16 protein-coding genes are annotated in these 19,144 nt (G+C 45.5%); 13 read left to right on the top strand and 3 right to left on the bottom strand.

The features are described 5' to 3' along the window. Window positions 1-86: 86 nt before the first annotated feature. Genes hfq through hflC form a run of 4 tightly spaced genes read left to right on the top strand, consistent with a single transcriptional unit; the run spans window position 87 to window position 3,909 of the window. A complete protein-coding gene (gene hfq / locus J4N44_RS15485) occupies window positions 87-350 on the top strand; it encodes an RNA chaperone Hfq (RefSeq protein ID WP_005451405.1) in 264 nt (87 codons plus the stop codon). 38 nt (window positions 351-388) lie between these two features. Next, window positions 389-1,678 (top strand): ribosome rescue GTPase HflX, encoded by a 1,290-nt coding sequence (hflX, locus tag J4N44_RS15480; protein WP_005451407.1) that lies wholly within the window; start codon window positions 389-391, stop codon window positions 1,676-1,678. Window positions 1,679-1,723: 45 nt separating this feature from the next. Continuing rightward, a complete protein-coding gene (gene hflK, locus J4N44_RS15475) occupies window positions 1,724-2,926 on the top strand; it encodes an FtsH protease activity modulator HflK (RefSeq protein ID WP_005451415.1) in 1,203 nt (400 codons plus the stop codon). A gap of 2 nt (window positions 2,927-2,928) precedes the next feature. Further along, a complete protein-coding gene (gene hflC / locus J4N44_RS15470; RefSeq protein ID WP_005438334.1) occupies window positions 2,929-3,909 on the top strand; it encodes a protease modulator HflC in 981 nt (326 codons plus the stop codon). Between the two features lie 107 nt (window positions 3,910-4,016). Here the strand turns inward: hflC and J4N44_RS15465 are convergent, their stop codons facing one another. Then, entirely contained in the window at window positions 4,017-4,202 is a 186-nt protein-coding gene (locus J4N44_RS15465; protein ID WP_005451416.1) for a DUF2065 domain-containing protein, read from the bottom strand. A gap of 173 nt (window positions 4,203-4,375) precedes the next feature. Here J4N44_RS15465 and J4N44_RS15460 point away from each other — a divergent pair, with 173 nt between their 5' ends. Both J4N44_RS15460 and motX read left to right on the top strand, forming a co-directional pair. Further along, entirely contained in the window at window positions 4,376-5,692 is a 1,317-nt protein-coding gene (locus tag J4N44_RS15460; protein ID WP_005451418.1) for an adenylosuccinate synthase, read from the top strand. 230 nt (window positions 5,693-5,922) lie between these two features. Further along, a complete protein-coding gene (motX, locus tag J4N44_RS15455) occupies window positions 5,923-6,558 on the top strand; it encodes a flagellar protein MotX (protein WP_005451422.1) in 636 nt (211 codons plus the stop codon). 106 nt (window positions 6,559-6,664) lie between these two features. On the opposite strand, the gene hmpA is transcribed toward motX, so the two are convergent. Continuing rightward, a complete protein-coding gene (gene hmpA / locus J4N44_RS15450; protein WP_045485608.1) occupies window positions 6,665-7,849 on the bottom strand; it encodes an NO-inducible flavohemoprotein in 1,185 nt (394 codons plus the stop codon). A gap of 111 nt (window positions 7,850-7,960) precedes the next feature. Here hmpA and nsrR point away from each other — a divergent pair, with 111 nt between their 5' ends. The 5 genes from nsrR (at window position 7,961) to trpS (ending at window position 13,776) form a co-directional block, all read left to right on the top strand. Then, window positions 7,961-8,386 carry a nitric oxide-sensing transcriptional repressor NsrR gene (nsrR, locus tag J4N44_RS15445; RefSeq protein ID WP_005451426.1) on the top strand — a complete coding sequence of 142 codons (426 nt, stop codon included), beginning with the start codon at window positions 7,961-7,963 and terminating at the stop codon, window positions 8,384-8,386. A gap of 117 nt (window positions 8,387-8,503) precedes the next feature. Beyond that, a complete protein-coding gene (gene rnr, locus J4N44_RS15440; protein ID WP_199479942.1) occupies window positions 8,504-10,990 on the top strand; it encodes a ribonuclease R in 2,487 nt (828 codons plus the stop codon). A gap of 76 nt (window positions 10,991-11,066) precedes the next feature. After that, window positions 11,067-11,810: a 23S rRNA (guanosine(2251)-2'-O)-methyltransferase RlmB gene (gene rlmB / locus J4N44_RS15435; protein WP_005451431.1), complete on the top strand. Its 744-nt coding sequence runs from the start codon at window positions 11,067-11,069 to the stop codon at window positions 11,808-11,810. A gap of 125 nt (window positions 11,811-11,935) precedes the next feature. Continuing rightward, entirely contained in the window at window positions 11,936-12,622 is a 687-nt protein-coding gene (locus tag J4N44_RS15430) for a phosphoglycolate phosphatase (RefSeq protein WP_005438341.1), read from the top strand. Between the two features lie 116 nt (window positions 12,623-12,738). After that, on the top strand, window positions 12,739-13,776 hold the full coding sequence (gene trpS, locus J4N44_RS15425) for a tryptophan--tRNA ligase (protein ID WP_005432761.1): 1,038 nt from the start codon (window positions 12,739-12,741) through the stop codon (window positions 13,774-13,776). A gap of 51 nt (window positions 13,777-13,827) precedes the next feature. Here trpS and J4N44_RS15420 read toward each other — a convergent pair whose 3' ends face one another. Continuing rightward, entirely contained in the window at window positions 13,828-14,223 is a 396-nt protein-coding gene (locus J4N44_RS15420) for a hypothetical protein (protein WP_005451435.1), read from the bottom strand. Between the two features lie 624 nt (window positions 14,224-14,847). Between J4N44_RS15420 and J4N44_RS15415 the strand changes: the two genes are divergently transcribed. Then, a complete protein-coding gene (locus J4N44_RS15415; RefSeq protein WP_252044625.1) occupies window positions 14,848-15,924 on the top strand; it encodes a porin in 1,077 nt (358 codons plus the stop codon). A gap of 21 nt (window positions 15,925-15,945) precedes the next feature. Beyond that, on the top strand, window positions 15,946-19,116 hold the full coding sequence (locus J4N44_RS15410) for an ExeM/NucH family extracellular endonuclease (protein WP_252044624.1): 3,171 nt from the start codon (window positions 15,946-15,948) through the stop codon (window positions 19,114-19,116). Window positions 19,117-19,144 lie beyond the last annotated feature (28 nt).

The following is a 19,144-nucleotide window of genomic DNA, read 5'->3' as shown; positions in this document are numbered from 1 at the left end:
GTTTAGCTCAGATGCAAAAAGCAGTACCTTTTGCATTGCACCACTAGCTAAATAATTACAACTACAAATTAAATAAGGAAAATAAAATGGCTAAGGGGCAATCTCTACAAGACCCATTCCTAAATGCGCTACGTCGTGAGCGTATCCCGGTATCTATCTACCTTGTGAACGGTATCAAACTGCAAGGTCAGATCGAATCTTTCGATCAATTCGTGATCCTATTGAAGAACACTGTTAACCAAATGGTGTACAAGCACGCAATCTCTACAGTTGTGCCGGCTCGTCCAGTAAGCCACCACAGCGGTGATCGTGCTCAAGGTGATCGTCCACAAGAGAAATCTGAAGATTAATTCTTCATTTAGTATTTTTACAATAAGGAGTTGATTGCTTGTTTGACCGTTATGAATCCGGTGAGCGAGCCGTACTTGTTCATATCAACTTCACGCAAGAAGGTGAATGGGAAGATCTAGCTGAATTCGAAATGCTGGTTTCTTCCGCTGGGGTAGAGACGCTACAAGTTGTGACTGGTAGTCGTCAATCCCCACACCCGAAATACTATGTCGGAGAGGGTAAGGCACAAGAAATTGCTACTGCGGTGCAATTAACTGGTGCTGAAATTGTGATTTTTAATCACTCCCTCTCTCCTGCCCAAGAACGTAACCTCGAAGCACTGTGCAAATGTCGAGTTCTCGACCGCACCGGTCTCATCCTCGATATCTTTGCTCAACGAGCACGAACACACGAAGGTAAGCTACAAGTTGAGCTAGCCCAACTTCGCCATATTTCTACTCGTTTGATTCGCGGTTGGACGCACCTTGAAAGGCAGAAAGGCGGTATCGGTCTACGTGGTCCAGGTGAAACCCAGTTAGAAACCGACCGTCGTTTATTGCGTGACAGAATCAAAGCTATCTTGCGTCGACTTGAAAAAGTGGCCAAGCAGCGTGAACAAGGACGCCGTGCCCGAAACCGAGCTGAAATACCAACCATTTCTCTCGTGGGCTACACCAACGCGGGTAAGTCGACACTCTTCAACCGTATTACAGAAGCTGGCGTTTACGCGGCAGATCAACTGTTTGCTACTCTTGACCCAACTTTACGTAAGATAGAGTTAGCAGATGTAGGACCTGCAATACTTGCAGATACTGTTGGTTTTATCCGACACCTGCCTCACGATTTGGTTGCTGCCTTCAAAGCAACCTTGCAGGAAACGCAAGAAGCTGACATTTTGTTACATGTTGTTGATGCCAGTGACGAGCGTTTTCGTGAGAATATTCAAGCTGTTCATGAAGTCTTAGAAGAGATCGATGCACATGAAGTGCCGACGCTCGTAGTAATGAACAAGATTGACAATCTAGAAGAGCAGAAACCACGTATAGAACGAGATGAGGAAGGCGTGCCTCGCGCGGTCTGGGTTTCTGCAATGGATGGATTAGGCATTGATCTTCTGTTTGACGCGCTGACCGAGCGTTTAGCGTCGCAAATGGTTGAGCATCAGTTGCGAATTCCTCCACAGTATCAAGGACGATTCCGTAGTACATTCTTCCAAATGAAGTGTATTCAACGTGAGGAATATGACCAGGAAGGTAACTTGTTGATCGATATTCGAATGCAACAGGTAGATTGGTCTAGACTTGAAAAAAGAGAAGGGGCAGTTTTAGTCGACTTTATAGTCACTTAAAGGACTGCTACAGTATAACGTCATATCAAATGATGGAGCTTTCTAATGGCGTGGAATGAGCCTGGAAATAACAACGGCAACAATGGCCGCGATAATGACCCTTGGGGTAATAATAATCGTGGTGGCCAGCGTCCTGGTGGCCGAGATCAAGGTCCGCCAGATTTAGATGAAGTGTTCAGCAAACTGAGTCAAAAGCTGGGTGGCAAGTTTGGTAAAAAAGGCGGCGGTGGTTCTTCTATCGGCGGTGGCGGTGGCGCAATTGGCTTCGGCGTAATTGCGGTTATTGCGATTGCGGTGTGGTTCTTCGCTGGTTTTTACACCATCGGTGAAGCAGAACGTGGTGTTGTGCTGCGTTTAGGTAAATACGACCGTATCGTAGACCCAGGTCTGAACTGGCGTCCTCGTTTTATCGACGAATACGAAGCGGTTAACGTGCAAGCGATTCGTTCGCTACGTGCATCTGGTCTAATGCTGACAAAAGATGAAAACGTAGTAACAGTAGCAATGGACGTTCAATACCGTGTTGCTGACCCATACAAATATCTATACCGCGTAACCAATGCAGACGACAGCTTGCGTCAAGCAACAGATTCGGCGCTACGTGCGGTAATTGGTGACTCACTGATGGATAGCATCCTAACAAGTGGTCGTCAGCAAATCCGTCAAACGACACAAGAAACGCTAAATCAAATCATCGATAGCTACGATATGGGTATCGTGATTGTTGATGTGAACTTCCAGTCTGCGCGTCCGCCAGAGCAAGTTAAAGATGCGTTTGATGATGCAATCGCTGCGCGTGAGGATGAAGAGCGTTTCATCCGTGAAGCAGAAGCTTACAAGAACGAAATCTTGCCGAAAGCAACAGGTCGTGCAGAGCGTTTGAAGAAAGAAGCGCAAGGTTACAACGAGCGTGTAACCAACGAAGCTCTTGGTCAAGTAGCTCAGTTTGAAAAACTACTGCCTGAATACCAAGCGGCACCTGGTGTAACTCGTGACCGTCTGTACCTAGACGCGATGGAAGAGGTTTACTCAAGCACATCGAAAGTGTTGATTGACTCTGAATCTAGCGGCAACCTTCTTTACCTTCCAATAGATAAACTGGCTGGTCAAGATGGTCAAACAGACACTAAACGTAAATCGAAATCGACTTCAACGTACGATCACATCCAATTGGAATCTGAGCGTTCGCAAGAAGACACTTCGAACACGCAGTCTCGTTCAACTGGTACACGTCAAGGGAGATACTAAGAATGCGTAAGTTAATGATCCCTGTACTGGTCATCGCACTGGCATTGATGCTGATGTCACTGTTTGTGATTCCTGAAGGCGACCGCGGTATTGTGGTTCGATTTGGTCGTGTCTTGAAAGACAACAACGACATTACTCGTATTTACGAGCCGGGTCTGCATTTCAAAATGCCTTTGTTTGACCGCGTGAAAACACTAGATGCGCGTATCCAAACAATGGATGGTCGTGCTGACCGTTTTGTAACATCTGAGAAAAAAGACGTAATCATCGATACCTACGTGAAGTGGCGTATTGAGGATTTCGGTCGTTACTACCTAGCAACTGGCGGTGGTAACACGCTGACTGCTGAAGCGCTTCTTGAGCGTAAAGTAACAGACGTTCTACGTGCAGAAATCGGTTCTCGTGAAATCAAGCAAATCGTATCTGGTCCACGTAATAACGACGTACTTCCAGAAGACGCAAGCAGTGATGAAGTGAGCACTGAGGCGGCTCGTGAAGCATTAGAAATCGATGGCGAACGTGACCTAATCATGTCTGAAGTGTTGAAAGACACGCGTGACAGCGCAATGAAAGACTTGGGTGTTCGTATCGTCGACTTCCGTATGAAGAAGATCAACCTACCAGATGAGATCAGTGAATCTATCTACCGTCGTATGCGCGCAGAGCGTGAGTCGGTAGCTCGTAAACACCGTTCTCAAGGTCGTGAGAAAGCAGAAGTAATCCGCGCACAAGCTGAGCTTGAAGTAGCAACGATTCTTGCTGAAGCAGACAAAACAGCTCGTGTAACGCGAGGTGAAGCGGATGCAGAAGCAGCGAAGATCTACGCAGATGCGTACAACAAAGATCCTGAGTTCTTCAGCTTCCTACGTTCTCTAAAGGCTTACGAGAAATCGTTCAGCTCTAAGAGTGACATCCTTGTTCTGGATCCGAAGAGTGAATTCTTCCAATACATGAACAACGCGAAAGGCGCAGAAGCGAAATAACCTAAGCGTTACCGCAAATTGAAAAGGCTCCGTTATGGAGCCTTTTTTGTATCTTTTGTTTCTAACGGTATCTGCTAGACAAATTCAAGATAGAGTCAGAAGCGTGATTAACTCATCATGATAGCGATGACAGCCCCTGCTACCACTAAGCAACCACCAATGCGACGTAATTGGTTATCTGGCTGCTCACTCAACTGAGCCACCATGTTGCGCCAGCCATTTGGGGCGACCAATGGTCCAATACCTTCAACAATCAATACTAGCCCTATCGCTAGCCAAATAGACTCAGACATCATGATTCCTAGTTGAATTCTGAAAAGTAAATATTATCAGCGATGTAGTGATTTCGAAATGAGCAGGGGTGGCGAGTTTGCATTCTAGTATCAACTCTGTGAACAAAAAATGACTGCAAGAAGAGTGATTCAGTGCTAGAATCCATTTTTAACTAGCAATCAGACTTGGAAAGATGGGAAATAACGTAGTCGTTCTAGGCACCCAATGGGGTGACGAAGGTAAAGGTAAAATCGTAGACCTTTTAACTGAAGATGCAAAATACGTGGTACGCTACCAAGGCGGTCACAACGCAGGTCACACACTTGTAATTGACGGTGAAAAAACCGTTCTTCACTTAATTCCATCAGGTATCCTTCGCGATAACGTAAAATGCGTTATCGGTAACGGTGTTGTACTATCGCCTGAAGCTCTAATTAAAGAAATGAAACCTCTTGAAGAGCGCGGCATTCCAGTACGCGAACGTCTTTTCATTTCTGAAGCATGTCCTCTAATTCTTCCTTACCACGTTGCAATGGACCAAGCTCGCGAAATCGCTCGCGGTAAAAAAGCTATCGGTACAACGGGTCGTGGTATCGGTCCAGCATACGAAGATAAAGTTGCTCGTCGCGGTCTACGCGTTGGCGACCTATTCGATATGGCTACTTTTGCAGAGAAACTAAAAGAAGTAATGGAATTCCATAACTTCCAACTAGTTAACTTCTACAAAGCTGAGCCAGTAAGCTACGAAGAAGTACTTGAGCAAGCGAAAGGCTACGCTGAACTACTAACTTCAATGGTTATCGACGTAACTGACGAACTAGACGCAGCACGTAAGCGCGGCGACAAGATCATGTTCGAAGGTGCACAAGGTACTCTACTTGATATCGACCACGGTACTTACCCGTACGTAACTTCTTCTAACACGACTGCTGGTGGTGTTGCTGCAGGTTCTGGTTTCGGTCCTCGTCACATCGGTTACATCCTTGGTATCGCGAAAGCTTACTGTACTCGCGTTGGTGCAGGTCCATTCCCGACTGAGCTATACGACGGTCTAGACAAGCAAGATCCAGTAGGTAAACACCTAGGTGAAGTTGGTCATGAGTTCGGTGCGACAACAGGTCGTTTACGCCGTACTGGTTGGTTCGATGCTGTTGCTATGCGTCGTGCAATCCAAATCAACTCTGTATCTGGTTTCTGTCTAACTAAACTAGACGTACTAGATGGTCTAGAAGAGCTAAAAATCTGTACTGGTTACAAGATGGAAGATGGCTCTACGCTAGAAGTTTCTCCGATGGCTGCTGAAGCATTCGAAAAAGCAACGCCTATCTACGAAACAATGCCAGGTTGGTCTGAGAACACATTCGGTGCGAAATCAATCGAAGAGCTACCACAAGCTGCTCTAGATTACATCAAGCGTATCGAAGAGCTAACTGGCGTGCCAGTAGACATCATCTCTACAGGTCCTGACCGTAACGAAACTATCATTAAGGTTCACCCATTCGAAGCTTAATCGATACTCGTTAGAGATTATAAAAACCGGCTTTTATAGCCGGTTTTTTTGTATCTGTGAGTTGGGTTCACTGCCGAAAAATGCGACTCGCCGTGGCAAATATTTGCCGTTAAGCTTAAGTAGGAGGCAAAAATTGCCTAAAGCTTAACTGACCTTTGCCGATAAGGTTATCAAGCAGAGGAGATCCTTGGCTGATCTTTGGTTTCTTAGATACCTTAAAGAGTACATTTATGAAGTTACGAACAGTGGCTGCTTCACTGTTATTGATGCTGAGTGCGACATCGGCTTGGGCAGATGTTGCCGATGTAGGGGCGCCTGTCCCCATCTACACCGAAGCAGAGCTTATTAAGCTTATTGAGCAGAATAAGCACTTAGAACGCGTGCGCGCTGATAACTGCCAGCTAGTGGAAGATATCGTGGCACGTGCGACGCGCATTAACTTGCCGTCTTATGAATTCCTTTATGGCGATATGTTGGCGTGGGGCGTATGTGTAGAGCAAGACGTAGAGCTCGGTCTGTACTACATGGAAAACGCAGCCCACCAAGGCTTGCCAGCTGCACTAGAGCAGCTAGGTCGCTATTACTCTCGCGGTACTTTAGTCCAACAAGATAAAGAACGTGCAATCCCATACCTGCGAGAAGCGGCGGCAATGGGCAACTTAAATGCGCGTATTCATCTTGCTGAGCTATTGCTGCGTGATTACGGTAGCCCTTTGGATTACGAAGATGCCTACCGTTGGCTTTATAATTCGGTGACTGCCGATCAAAGAAAGCACAAACGTATTGCGATGCTGAGAAACGGTCTTGAGCAACGCATGCCACAAAACATTATTGCGCGCGCTAAGCGCCGCGACACCTTCTGGTAGGTGTACTTTTAAAACACCAGTAACTTCATAAAGCTCTGCCAATACATACAACAAAGCCCACATCATGTGGGCTTTGTTGTTTTTCCCGAAGCGTAATTGCAGGCGATTAAACGACTTTGTGTGGACCAAAGCACTCGTAATGGAACTGATCTTGCGCTACGCCAAGCTCAAGTAATTGTTTCGCGACGTGCTGCATAAAGCCAACAGGACCACAGAAGTAGACTTGTACGTTGTCTTGCTTAAGGGCTGCTTCAATTTCAGTTAAGTTGACGAAACCGGTGAAGTGGAAGTCTTCACCAATCTTGTCTTCTGCTGTTGGTTGGTTGTACCAAATCAACGAGTTCATGTTCTCTTTAGCATTTACGAGCTGGTTTACGTGCTGTTTGAATGCGTGTTGTTGACCGTTTTCTGTAGCATGTACCCATGTGACTGGTGCTTGGTGCTCAGAAAGGCTCTCAAGCATTGATAGAGTCGGAGTTAGACCAACGCCCGCTGATACCAAAACAACCGGTGTAGCCGCGTCCACATCCATAAAGAAATCACCCGCAGGTGCTGCAAGTTGCACCTTATCGCCGATGCTCAACTCATCGTGAAGGAAGTTCGATACTTTACCGCCTTCTTCACGTTTTACCGAGATACGGTAAGTGTTCTCTTGAACCGCAGAGGATAGGCTGTATTGGCGAATCTCTTGGTTTTCGAACTTATCACTGTTGATGTAGATACCTAGGTATTGACCAGGTTTGTACTCAGAAACCACTTCACCATCGGTTGGTTTGAAAACAAAGCTACAGATGTTTTCGCTCTCAAGCTGCTTGCCCACCAACTCAAATTCACGCAGACCACGCCAGCCACCTTGCAGTGCTGCATTCTCTTGGTAGATTTGCTCTTCACGCTGAATAAATACATTGGCCAGCACGCCATAAGCTTCTGCCCATGCATCAATCACTTCCTGACCTGGAGAGAACAACTCGTCGATCGTCGCAAGTAGATGTGTGCCAACGATTTGGTACTGATCTTTGGTGATCATAAAACTGGTGTGTTTATGGGCGATTTTTTCTACTGCACCAAGCAGTGCTGGTAGGTTATCGATGTTGGTTGCGTAAGCGCAGATTGCATTAAATAGAGCTTCACGTTGGTCACCATTACGCTGATTACTCATGTTGAAAATATCTTTCAACTCAGGGTTATGGGTGAACATACGATCGTAAAAGTGTGCCGTTAACTTCGGACCGGTTTCAGCAAGAAGTGGTGCGGTTGCTTTCACGATATCAATGGTTTGGTTGCTGAGCATAATGGCTTCCTATTTAAAGTTGTATTTGTAATGCATGTTTAAAGTTGTATCTCAAATGTATCTTTCGATCAAGAAAAGAATTACAATTTTGCTACTACAGAGGATAGCAACATGCAGTTAACTAGCTTTACCGATTATGCGCTCAGAACCTTGATTTACTTGGCTTCATTGCCAAAAGATGAGCTGACAAATATTACCGAAGTGACTGATTTATTTGGTGTATCACGTAACCATATGGTGAAAGTGATTAACCGTCTTGGTCAGCTTGGTTATGTGCATACGGTGCGCGGTAAAAATGGTGGTATTCGTTTGATGAAAGCGCCGCAAGAAATCACTGTCGGTGGTGTGGTGCGTGATTTAGAGCCATTAGATTTGGTGAATTGCTCTGTGGAATTTTGCCATATCACGCCGGCATGTCGTCTAAAAGAAAAGCTAGCGAAAGCGAAAATGGCGTTTTTGGCTGAATTAGATGGTTGCACGATTGAAGAGCTATTAAGTGATAATTCTGAACTGCTGATCTTACTTACCCGTCCTTAGCCTTCTTAACGTTCTATAAATCTTCTCACTGACACTCTTTTTTAAAGCAATTTCTGTAGCTTATCGAGAGACTCGGATATACTAGCTCTATACCTTCCTTGCTAGATAGGCGTGCCTATGTCAGACAATATTCCAAACGATCCTTTCGCAGATCGTGAATCCAAAAATTACGAAAATCCAATTCCAAGCCGAGAGTTCATTCTTGAGTTTCTAGAAGAAGCGGGCGTACCGATGAATCGCAATGATTTGTTTGAAGCGCTAAAACTTGAAGGTGAAGAGCATTACGAAGGTTTACGCCGTCGACTGCGCGCAATGGAGCGTGATGGGCAGCTCGTATTTACGCGCCGTCAGTGTTACGCGTTGCCAGAAAAACTTGAGATGGTGAAAGGTTACGTAATTGGTCACAAAGATGGTCATGGTTGGGTTCGTCCAGAAGGCAGTGTCGGCAAGGATAATGACATTGTACTGCCGCATCACCAGATGAAGCACATCATCCACGGTGACTACGTGTTGGTGCAACCAACTGACAATAGCAAGCGTGGTCGTCGTGAAGGTCGTCTTGTTCGTGTTTTAGAAGAGCGTAACACGCAGATCGTGGGGCGTTTCTTCCTTGAATACGGCTACTCATACGTTGTGCCAGATGACTCTCGCATCAGCCAAGATATTCTGATCCCAAATGAGCACAAAGCAGGTGCTCGTATGGGTAACGTGGTCGTTATTGAGATTACTGATCGCGGCTCTCGCTCACGTGGCATGATGGGTAAAGTGGTTGAAGTTCTTGGTGAGAACATGGCGCCGGGCATGGAAACGCAAATAGCAATCCGTACCCACCAAATTCCACACGATTGGCCAGCAGCCGTCGATAAACAGATCGAAAATCTGGGCGAAGAAGTTCCAGAAGAAGCAAAAGAAGGCCGTGTCGATCTACGTGACTTGCCGCTAGTAACCATTGATGGCGAAGACGCTCGTGACTTTGATGATGCTGTTTACTGTGAGAAGAAAAAGAGTGGCGGTTGGCGCCTATGGGTCGCAATTGCTGACGTAAGTTACTACGTGCGTACAGACTCTGCGCTGGACAAAGAAGCCATCAACCGTGGTAACTCGGTATACTTCCCATCGCAAGTTGTGCCAATGCTACCTGAAGTGCTATCAAACGGTTTGTGTTCACTTAACCCTCAGGTTGATCGCTTGTGCATGGTATGTGAGATGACCATCTCTGACACCGGTAAGCTATCAGGCTATAAACACTACGAAGCTGTGATGAACTCGCATGCGCGTCTGACTTACAACAAAGTGGGTGCGATTCTAGAAGGGGATGAAGAGCTGCGCATGCGTTATCACGCTGTCGTTCCTCACCTTGAAGAGCTGCACGCGATGTACAAAGTACTTAAAGAAGCGCGTGATAACCGTGGTGCGATTGAATTCGAAACCATTGAAGCTAAATTTATCTTCAATGCGGATCGTAAGATTGAAAGCATCGAGCCGGTAATTCGTAACGACGCACATAAGATCATCGAAGAATGTATGATCTTAGCGAACATCGCTTCAGCGTCTTACGTTGAGAAAGCAAAAGAGCCAGCGTTGTACCGTGTTCACGAATCTCCGGGTGAACTGCGCCTGCAGGGGTTCCGTGATTTCCTCAGTGAGCTAGGTCTGGATCTGAAAGGTGGTTTAGAGCCATCACCAACCGATTATGCAGATTTGGTAAAACAAATCGCAGAACGTCAGGACAAAGAACTGATTCAAACCATGTTACTGCGCTCAATGAAGCAAGCGGTATACAACGCAGACAATGCCGGTCACTTTGGTCTAGCGCTGAAACGTTACGCGCACTTCACGTCGCCAATTCGTCGTTACCCTGACCTGTTGCTGCACCGCGCAATCAAGTACCTGATTGCTAAAGAAGAAGGTCGCAACCAAGATCGTTGGACACCAACTGGCGGTTACCACTACTCGTTTGACGACATGGACTTCTACGGTGAGCAATGTTCGATGACAGAGCGCCGTGCAGACGACGCAACTCGTGAAGTGGCAGATTGGTTGAAGTGTGAATACATGCAAGACCATGTTGGCGACGAGCTGGATGGTGTTATTGCCAATGTAACCAGCTTTGGTTTCTTTGTTCGTCTGACGGAACTGCATATCGATGGTTTGGTGCATATTTCAACGTTAGCGAACGACTACTACCAATTTGATCCTATTGGTCAAAGACTTATCGGCGAAAGCTTCGGTAACATCTATCGCCTAGGCGATGCGGTAAAAGTGAAAGTGCTTGCGGTTAACTTAAATGACAAGCAAATTGACTTTGAATTAATCGAAACAAGCCGTAAGCTACGCGGCAAAGGTAAGACTGCGAAGAAACGCGCAGCGGATGCCAAACGCAAAGCGAAAGAGAAAAAACGTGCGGCAACCAAAGGCGGCACTCGTGCAATACCTGCGATTGAACCAACCAAGCGACCAGAATCTGCTGAAGCAGAAAAACCTCGCAAAAATGGAGCAAAACGCAGTGACACTGAAGGTGCTAAAAAGCCGAAGAAAGCACGCAAGAAAAAGCCACACAGTAAGCCGAGAAAGACTAAGCGTACTAAGAGCGACGCTGAGTAGGCTGAATCGCCAATCTAGTCTGGATTTAAAGGGGTAGATTGGCGCAGGCAATACGACCAGAACAACAGGTTAAACAATGAGTAACGAATTTATCTACGGCATTCACGCAGTGAAGGCGGTATTGGAGCGCGAACCAGAGCGTTTTATCGAAGCATTTGTACTAAAAGGTCGTCAAGACGATCGCCTAATGCCAATTTTAAATGACCTTCAGGTATGTGGTGTTTCGATTCAGCAAATGACGCGTAAAACCTTGGATGACAAAGCGCGTGGCGCAAACCACCAAGGCATCATCGCTCGCGTGAAGCCAGCGAAACAGCTGAACGAAAACGACATCGATGGCATCCTCGCGCAGCATGAGTCACCGCTACTATTGGTGTTGGATGGCGTGACGGATCCGCATAACCTAGGTGCTTGTCTACGTAATGCCGACGCAGCTGGCGTAGCAGCGATCATCGTACCGAAAGATCGCTCTGCACCGATGAACGCAACTGTAAGCAAAGTAGCTTGTGGTGCAGCAGAAGTCGTGCCATTGATCCGAGTGACCAACTTGGCTCGTACTATGCGTACACTGCAAGAGCAAGGCATCTGGTTTGTTGGTACGGCGGGCGAAGCGACGCACGATATTTACCAAGCAAAACTAACGGGTCCTCTTGCTATCGTAATGGGTGCAGAAGGTGACGGCATGCGTCGTCTGACTCGCGAAACCTGTGATGATTTGATTAAGATCCCAATGGCAGGTAGCGTTTCAAGCTTGAACGTATCTGTGGCATCTGGCATTTGTTTGTTTGAAGCGGTTCGTCAGCGTATTGCTGCAAAGTAATTGCTAAATAAATTTCTAATAAACAAATAGTTACTACAAAGTCAGACACAATGATAAAAACAAAGGATGGGGTGCCATCCTTTGTCGTTTTCACCGATTTATAAATAAAAATCTTCAGGGAAGTTATGACTCAACAAGACATTAAATTCATTGCCTTTGACCTAGACGGTACTTTGCTTGATAGCGTGCCGGATCTAGCGGTTGCGGCAGACCAAGCCGTTCAAGCTCTTGGTTTTCCTTCTGTTTCAGAAGAGCAGGTTCGTGACTATGTTGGTAACGGCGCAGACGTGCTGATTGGACGCTCACTAAGCCAAAGCCTGACCATCAACCCAGAGTTGAGTGAAGAGCTTCGTGCAAAAGCGCGTGTACTGTTTGATGACTACTATGATCAAAGCGGTCACAAATTAAGCCACCTTTACCCGACGGTAAAAGAGACACTGGAAGAGTTACACAAAGCCGGTTTTGTTATGGCATTGGTAACCAACAAGCCTTCGAAGTTTGTGCCTGATGTTTTAGAAAAGCACGACATCGCAAAATACTTTGTTGATGTGCTAGGTGGCGATGCATTTCCAGAGAAAAAACCAAACCCAGTAGCACTGAACTGGCTGATGGAAAAACACCAAATCCAACCAAGTGAAATGTTGATGGTCGGCGACTCGAAGAACGACATTCTCGCGGCAAAGAATGCAGGCTGTGCCTCATTTGGTCTGACTTATGGTTACAACCACGGTGAGTCTATCTCTGCATCAAATCCAGATTTTGTCGCTGACAGTTTGGCAGAATTATTGGACGTTGTAGCGGTTTCTGCATAACGGCTACAAAAGAGCTTCCAAAATACTCGTTAATGAGTACACTGAGTAAACCGTGCACCTATTACTGCACGGTTTTTTTCATTTAATTAGATTAAGAAGTCAAAGGAATCATTCTAATGAGCAAACCCATTGTATTGAGTGGTGTTCAACCTTCAGGTGAACTAAGTATCGGTAACTACTTGGGTGCTCTACGTCAATGGCAGCAGATGCAAGACGATTATGATTGCCAATACTGTGTGGTAGACCTTCACGCGATTACGGTTCGTCAGGACCCTAAAGCGCTGCATGAAGCGACTCTAGACGCACTGGCGATCTGTCTGGCAGTTGGTGTTGACCCGAAGAAGAGCACGCTATTTGTTCAGTCACACGTACCAGAGCATGCTCAACTTGGTTGGCTTCTTAACTGTTACACCCAAATGGGTGAACTGGGTCGTATGACGCAGTTTAAAGACAAATCTGCACGTTACTCAAACGACAGTTCGAGCCAGTTTGGTGATGTAAACGTTGGTCTGTTTGACTACCCAGTACTGATGGCGGCAGACATCCTGCTGTACGGCGCACACCAAGTGCCTGTAGGTAGCGACCAGAAGCAACACCTAGAGCTAGCGCGTGATATTGCTAACCGCTTTAACAACATCTACTCACCAGAGCAGCCAATCTTCCAAGTGCCAGAGCCTTATATTCCGACGGTAAATGCGCGTGTAATGAGCCTTCAAGACGCAACCAAGAAGATGTCTAAATCTGATGACAACCGTAAGAACGTTATCACGCTACTGGAAGAGCCAAAGTCGATCATTAAGAAGATCAACAAAGCGCAAACCGACACAGAAACACCACCGCGTATCGCTCACGACTGGGACAACAAGGCAGGTATCTCTAACCTAATGGGTCTGTACTCTGCGGCAACAGGCATGAGCTTTGAAGAGATTGAAGCGAAATACCAAGGCGTTGAAATGTACGGTCCATTCAAGAAAGACGTTGGTGAAGCTCTAGTTACTATGCTTGAGCCAATTCAGGCTGAATACCACCGCATTCGTGCTGACCGCGCTTACATGAACGAAGTAATGAAGCAAGGCGCTGAGAAAGCATCGGCACGTGCGGCTGAAACGTTGAAGAAAGCGTACGAAGCTGTAGGTTTTGTCGCTCGCCCATAGGTAAAATTCGAATACAAAAAAGCTCCACCATTGGTGGAGCTTTTTTTATGCTTATTTTCTGGAAGAGGCTTCTTCCTCGCAACGTGCCATATTGTAGTACTCGGCACGTCCTCGTGGTCCTGCAAACCATGCTTTTATAACAAAACCGCGTTCCGTGAAGTAACGCAGATCCTCGCATGCGATTTGATAGCTTGATTCGGTAATCGAAACTGGATCCCAAGCGTAACGCGAGAATCGCGGCAACTGAGCGGTGAAAGTAATCATCCCCTCATCACTTACATCAAAGTGTTCATACTGGTTAAGCTCGGCTTTAGCGTTCTCAATTAAGTGTTGGGTTGTGTTCGGCTTTAATGGTTGGCTTGTCTTGAGTTCGTCTGGGATGGCTTGGCATCCAGCAAGAAATACCGAGCAAGCGAGAGTTAGCGCAACTGGTTGAAATCGTCTCATTTTCAGTCCTGTTTTTAATATGAGTTTTTATGGATATCCTGCTGCGTTGTTATAACCCCTGATTATCAAATTGACTAGGTGTTAGTGTCGAAAATAATGATTAATTTATAAAATCAGCCATTAAAAGGAGAATGATTCGCAATAAAATAAAGAAAATGAACCACTAAATTAGCAAGTGTTGATGTTTGTTGCTCGGAAAATGACCTAAGTAATATACGAAACAGCCTTGTTAAAACCATTATTAATATTTTGCTTAACATTATGGGAAATATAAAACTGAGTAATTGATCTAATTTTACATATTTAAAGTTATTGTTAATTCTGTTAACAACAAAATCTGTTGAATGTATAAAACACCTCATAATAATAACTAAATATTTGTGAAACATTTCTCAATTAGCATGCCTTTTACTTTTCTTTTTGCATAAAAAAGAGAGATTTATCTAGTTAATAAATGAATCAAGTTGAACTGTGATCTTCCTCACAAGGAATAGGTCAGGAGACTTTTCGCGCTCAAAACTTACCGATTAAACACTCAATAGTATTGGTTAAATAAACGCCAGAGCCCAGTTTGACATATAGAACGAAATTCCATTTGAAATTAAATACAACAAGGAAATAGGCATGCTGAAAAGAAATGCAGTGGCTATAGCGATCTCTTCGCTATTTATGGCGACAGCGGTCAATGCTGCGACCATATATGAAGATGACAACGGAGACTTTCTAAAACTGTATGGCGAAGTGGGTGTTGGCGGACATGTTGGCGCAAACTACGAATACGGTGAATTTTACACTGATGAAAAAAGCTACATCGATGACTCTTTCGCTACGTTAGGCGTCAAAGGTAAGCGAGACAAAATGCACTACCGTCTAGAGCTAGATTATGAACGTGAGAATTGGAAGCACGGTTCTGGCGATCTAGTTCTAACCATCGATAAATTATTTGTTGGCTACGATGTGTGGGAAAACCAGTACATTGAAGCCGGTCTGACGGATACGGCATTTGATGATTACGATAAATGGGGTGACTTCACTTTTGATACAACTGTAGAAACTGGTGAAGCTGGTGACCAAGACGTAACAATCAAATACGAAGGTCGTTACTTTGATGATGTAAAAATCGGTGCTTCATACACTTACGGTGGTAAGTCTTCATCTGGTTCTGAGCTGGGTGATATTGTGAACGGCTACATTGGCTACTTTGGCGATAGCTTCTCAGCTGTTGTTGGTTTAGAAGGGCGCGGTGGTTCTGATGGTAAGTCGAAGTACGGTGAACAACGTTTGGTTGGTTTTGGTATGCGTTACGCAGTTAATGACACCATTCACTTAGGCTTCAACGCGTTCTACGAAGAAGAAGATATTGCTCGCAAAGAAACGGTTATCGATAACACCGATAAAGAGAACAAGCAAAGCATCTTCAATGATTACCAAACCCAAGAAAACCAAGGTGCTTTGGTTTCGGCGAAATACATTTTCACCAAACAGTGGGAGCTCGTGGGCTCTTACAACTACGAAGAATATGAAGCGTGGGATCCAAGCAGTGATGTTTGGGATGGTAAGCGATACAGCTGGGGTACAAGCCGCACATGGGGCACGCTAGGCGTGAACTACAAACCAACCAGCTCAAGCATTATTGCGCTTGAAATGAACGCTGGTGATGCTGCTCAAGACGCTTACGCTTATGCGCGCGTTTACTTCTAACCCACGATAGAGAGATTTCCCATGAATAAAAAAATGACCCTACTCGCGGGTGCGATTAGTAGTGTACTAAGTGGCGCAGCATTTGCGGATATTAACGACATCATTATTTCTGAGTATGTTGAAGGCTCGGCATCAAATAAAGCCGTCGAAATTACCAACATAGGCTCTTCAGCACATACCTTTGACGGTACACTGTCGCTGTACTACTCGTCTTACAAAAACCAGATTAAAGATAAAGATGGTAACAACGTACTGAAAGGTAAGGACGGTAGAACTTTACAACCTGGTAAGAGCATCGTTGTTATTAATGGTGACGCGGGTGCTGAAATGCGAGCGTTCATTGAACGTTTGGGCGGTAAGGACGTGACAGTTGTTGCTGGTACTTACGATGAAGTAAAACACTCAGCAATGAACTTCAACGGTGATGACGCAGTGTGGTTGGGTACAAGCTCAGCGGAAGCGGACATTAAGGATATCTTTGGTACTTACGGTTACAAGGGCGATAAGCTTTGGGATGACCGAACCATGCGCCGTAAAGCAGGTTCAACACAAGCGACGACATATGATGAATCTCAGTGGGACAAGTTTGCAAAAGACGACTTCGGTGGTCTTGGTGATCCTACTGCAGTAAATAACGATCCAATTACACCACCAGAAAACACGCCATGTGCTGATGCTGCAGGCAGTCTTTCTTACAAAACCATTGGTGAAGTGCAAGGTGAAGGTTATTCATCGCCTCTGATTGAGTCTGGTTACGAGTCGGCAGATGAGTACTTAGTGACAGGTGTCGTGAGTGCGGTAACTACGAATCTAGTGAAGGGTTTCTTCCTTTACGACAACAATGCTGATGGTAATGTTAAGACATCAGACGGTGTGTTCGTTCAGACGAAAGGCGAGCTGTCTCAAGACATGGTTGGTCAACAAATCTGTGTTCGTGCCAAAGTAAAAGAGAACTATGGTGTAACAACACTGATTCCAACGAATGACATTTGGGAAGTTGAAAACGCTTCTCAAGTACCACCAACGCCAGTTGATATGGTTCGTATCGATAGCGATGATGAAAACTTCCGTTCGACACTGGAACGTCTAGAAGGCATGCCTGTTCGATTGGTGAAAGATATGGATGCAGCTGAAGATGGCGAGCAGAACATGCGTGTTTCTCGTTCGTTCAGCTTTGATTTTGATAGCTTCCGTAACAACATGGTATTGGCATACAAGCGTCCAAATCCACAGCCAAACCAAGATCATGTAGCAGGCAGCGCAGAATCTCTGGCACAAAAAGCAGAAAACAAAGACTTCCGTGTTTATGTTGATACCGATGCTAAAGCACCAAATGGTCAAATTCCTTACTACCCAGATTTCTTTGCTGATCCAAAGAAAAACTACATCCGCATCAACGACTCTGTCGTTGGTTTAGAAGGTGTTCTGCATTACTCGTACAACGAGTTCCGTTTGATCCCAACGAATACGGTTGATAGCAAAGCGTTCATCCACAATACCGATCGAACTAAAGCGCCTTCGATCAAGGAAACAAACGATGCGTACTCTGCGGCTGATTCATTCAACATTCGTATCGCAACACAAAACGTACTGAACTACTTCAACTCACCATATGGTGGTTCTGATAACAGCTTTGGTGACAACCGTGGTGCTGAATCACAGCTGGACTTTGATCGTCAACAAGCCAAGATTGTAGAAGCAATTTACGGTCTAGATGCGGATATCGTTGGTTTGATGGAAATCGAGAACAACGGTTTCGGTGACTTTGGTGCAATCAATGAATTGCTTGCCGCAATCAATGCGAAGTACTACGACGAAGATTACGGTGACCGTAATAAGTCAAACTCTATCCACAACCGTTACGTGTTCGTTGGTTTTGATAAAAACGGCGACACCATTCTGGATGACCAAGATACGGTCGGCTCTGATGCGATTACTACAGGTATTATTTACCGCCCATCAAAAGTCTCTGTGATCTCTGGTCAAGTTATCCCGATGCCAAGTCAACATGCACCAATGATCGTCGATGAAAACGGTGCTCCAATCACAGACAGCAAAGGTGAAATCCGTGAGAGCGGTGATAACTACCAACGTAATACGGTAGCGGCTACTTTCCAAGTCTTGAACACAGGTAAGCGTCTAACGGTTTCGGTAAACCACTTGAAATCTAAAGGTTCGACTTGTTACGAAGATTGGAAAGGTTGGGAAACATGGGAAAAATTCGATCCTTCAAAAGATGATGTGAAGAGCGATGGTGACTTCCAGGGTTCTTGTGAGAACTTCCGTGTTGCTGCGGCTTACCACCTAGGTGAAGAGATGGCGAAGATCGAAGGTGACAAAGTAGTTCTTGGTGACATGAACTCTTACGCACACGAAGATCCAATGCTGGTTCTAACGTCTAACCCAACAGGTAAAACTCTGACTGCAGCGGGTTACACCTTCATTGGTAAACTGCCTCAATTTGGTCCAGAAGGCAAAGTCATTACTAAGACTTACGGTTACATCAACGCGGTTGATCGAATGATGCCTGCAGGCGAAACGGCTTGGAGTTACTCATACAATGATGAAGTGGGCTCGTTGGATCACCTATTGATCTCTGGTTCACTAGATAAGCGCTTAATTGATGCTGTTGATTGGCACATTAATGCGCCAGAGTCGTCACTGTACGATTACAACAGCAAGTACAAGGGCGGTGATACGAATGAACCAAACCCATTCTACTCACAAGACCCATACCGTTCGTCTGACCACGATTCTGCTCTCGTTACACTAGGCTACAAGTACGGTGAGGCTGGTGAGCGACTTGTGACAATCGCAACGAAGAGCGGTCGCGCAGATATCGGTTACGCAGTTCCAGCGACAGCTCAAAAGGGTGATGTAGCAACCTTGTCTATTTCTCCTGTTCCGGCTGATGCTCCAGCACTACCAAAAGTGACACTGGATAAAGGTGGTGCGCAAATGGTGATGTTTGATTCAGCAAAACTACCAGTTGGTAAGTATGAGCTGACGATGACTCTGAACAACGAAACTTCAGGTGTTGTTAACCAGAAAGTGACGGATGTGGAGTTTATTAAACGTGATTCAAGCAATGTGAAACCTGTTCACCCAGAAAAAGATGGTTCTGGTGGTTCATTTGGCTTTGGCGCGCTACTTGCGATGCTAGGTCTAGGCTTCCTACGCCGTCGTCGCTAAGCGAATTTATTTCCTGACAAACAGTTCC

Origin of the sequence: Vibrio sp. SCSIO 43155 (assembly GCF_023716605.1) — a bacterium.
Classification (GTDB): Bacteria; Pseudomonadota; Gammaproteobacteria; order Enterobacterales; family Vibrionaceae; genus Vibrio; species Vibrio harveyi.
This window is presented reverse-complemented; position numbering and strand designations above follow the sequence as displayed.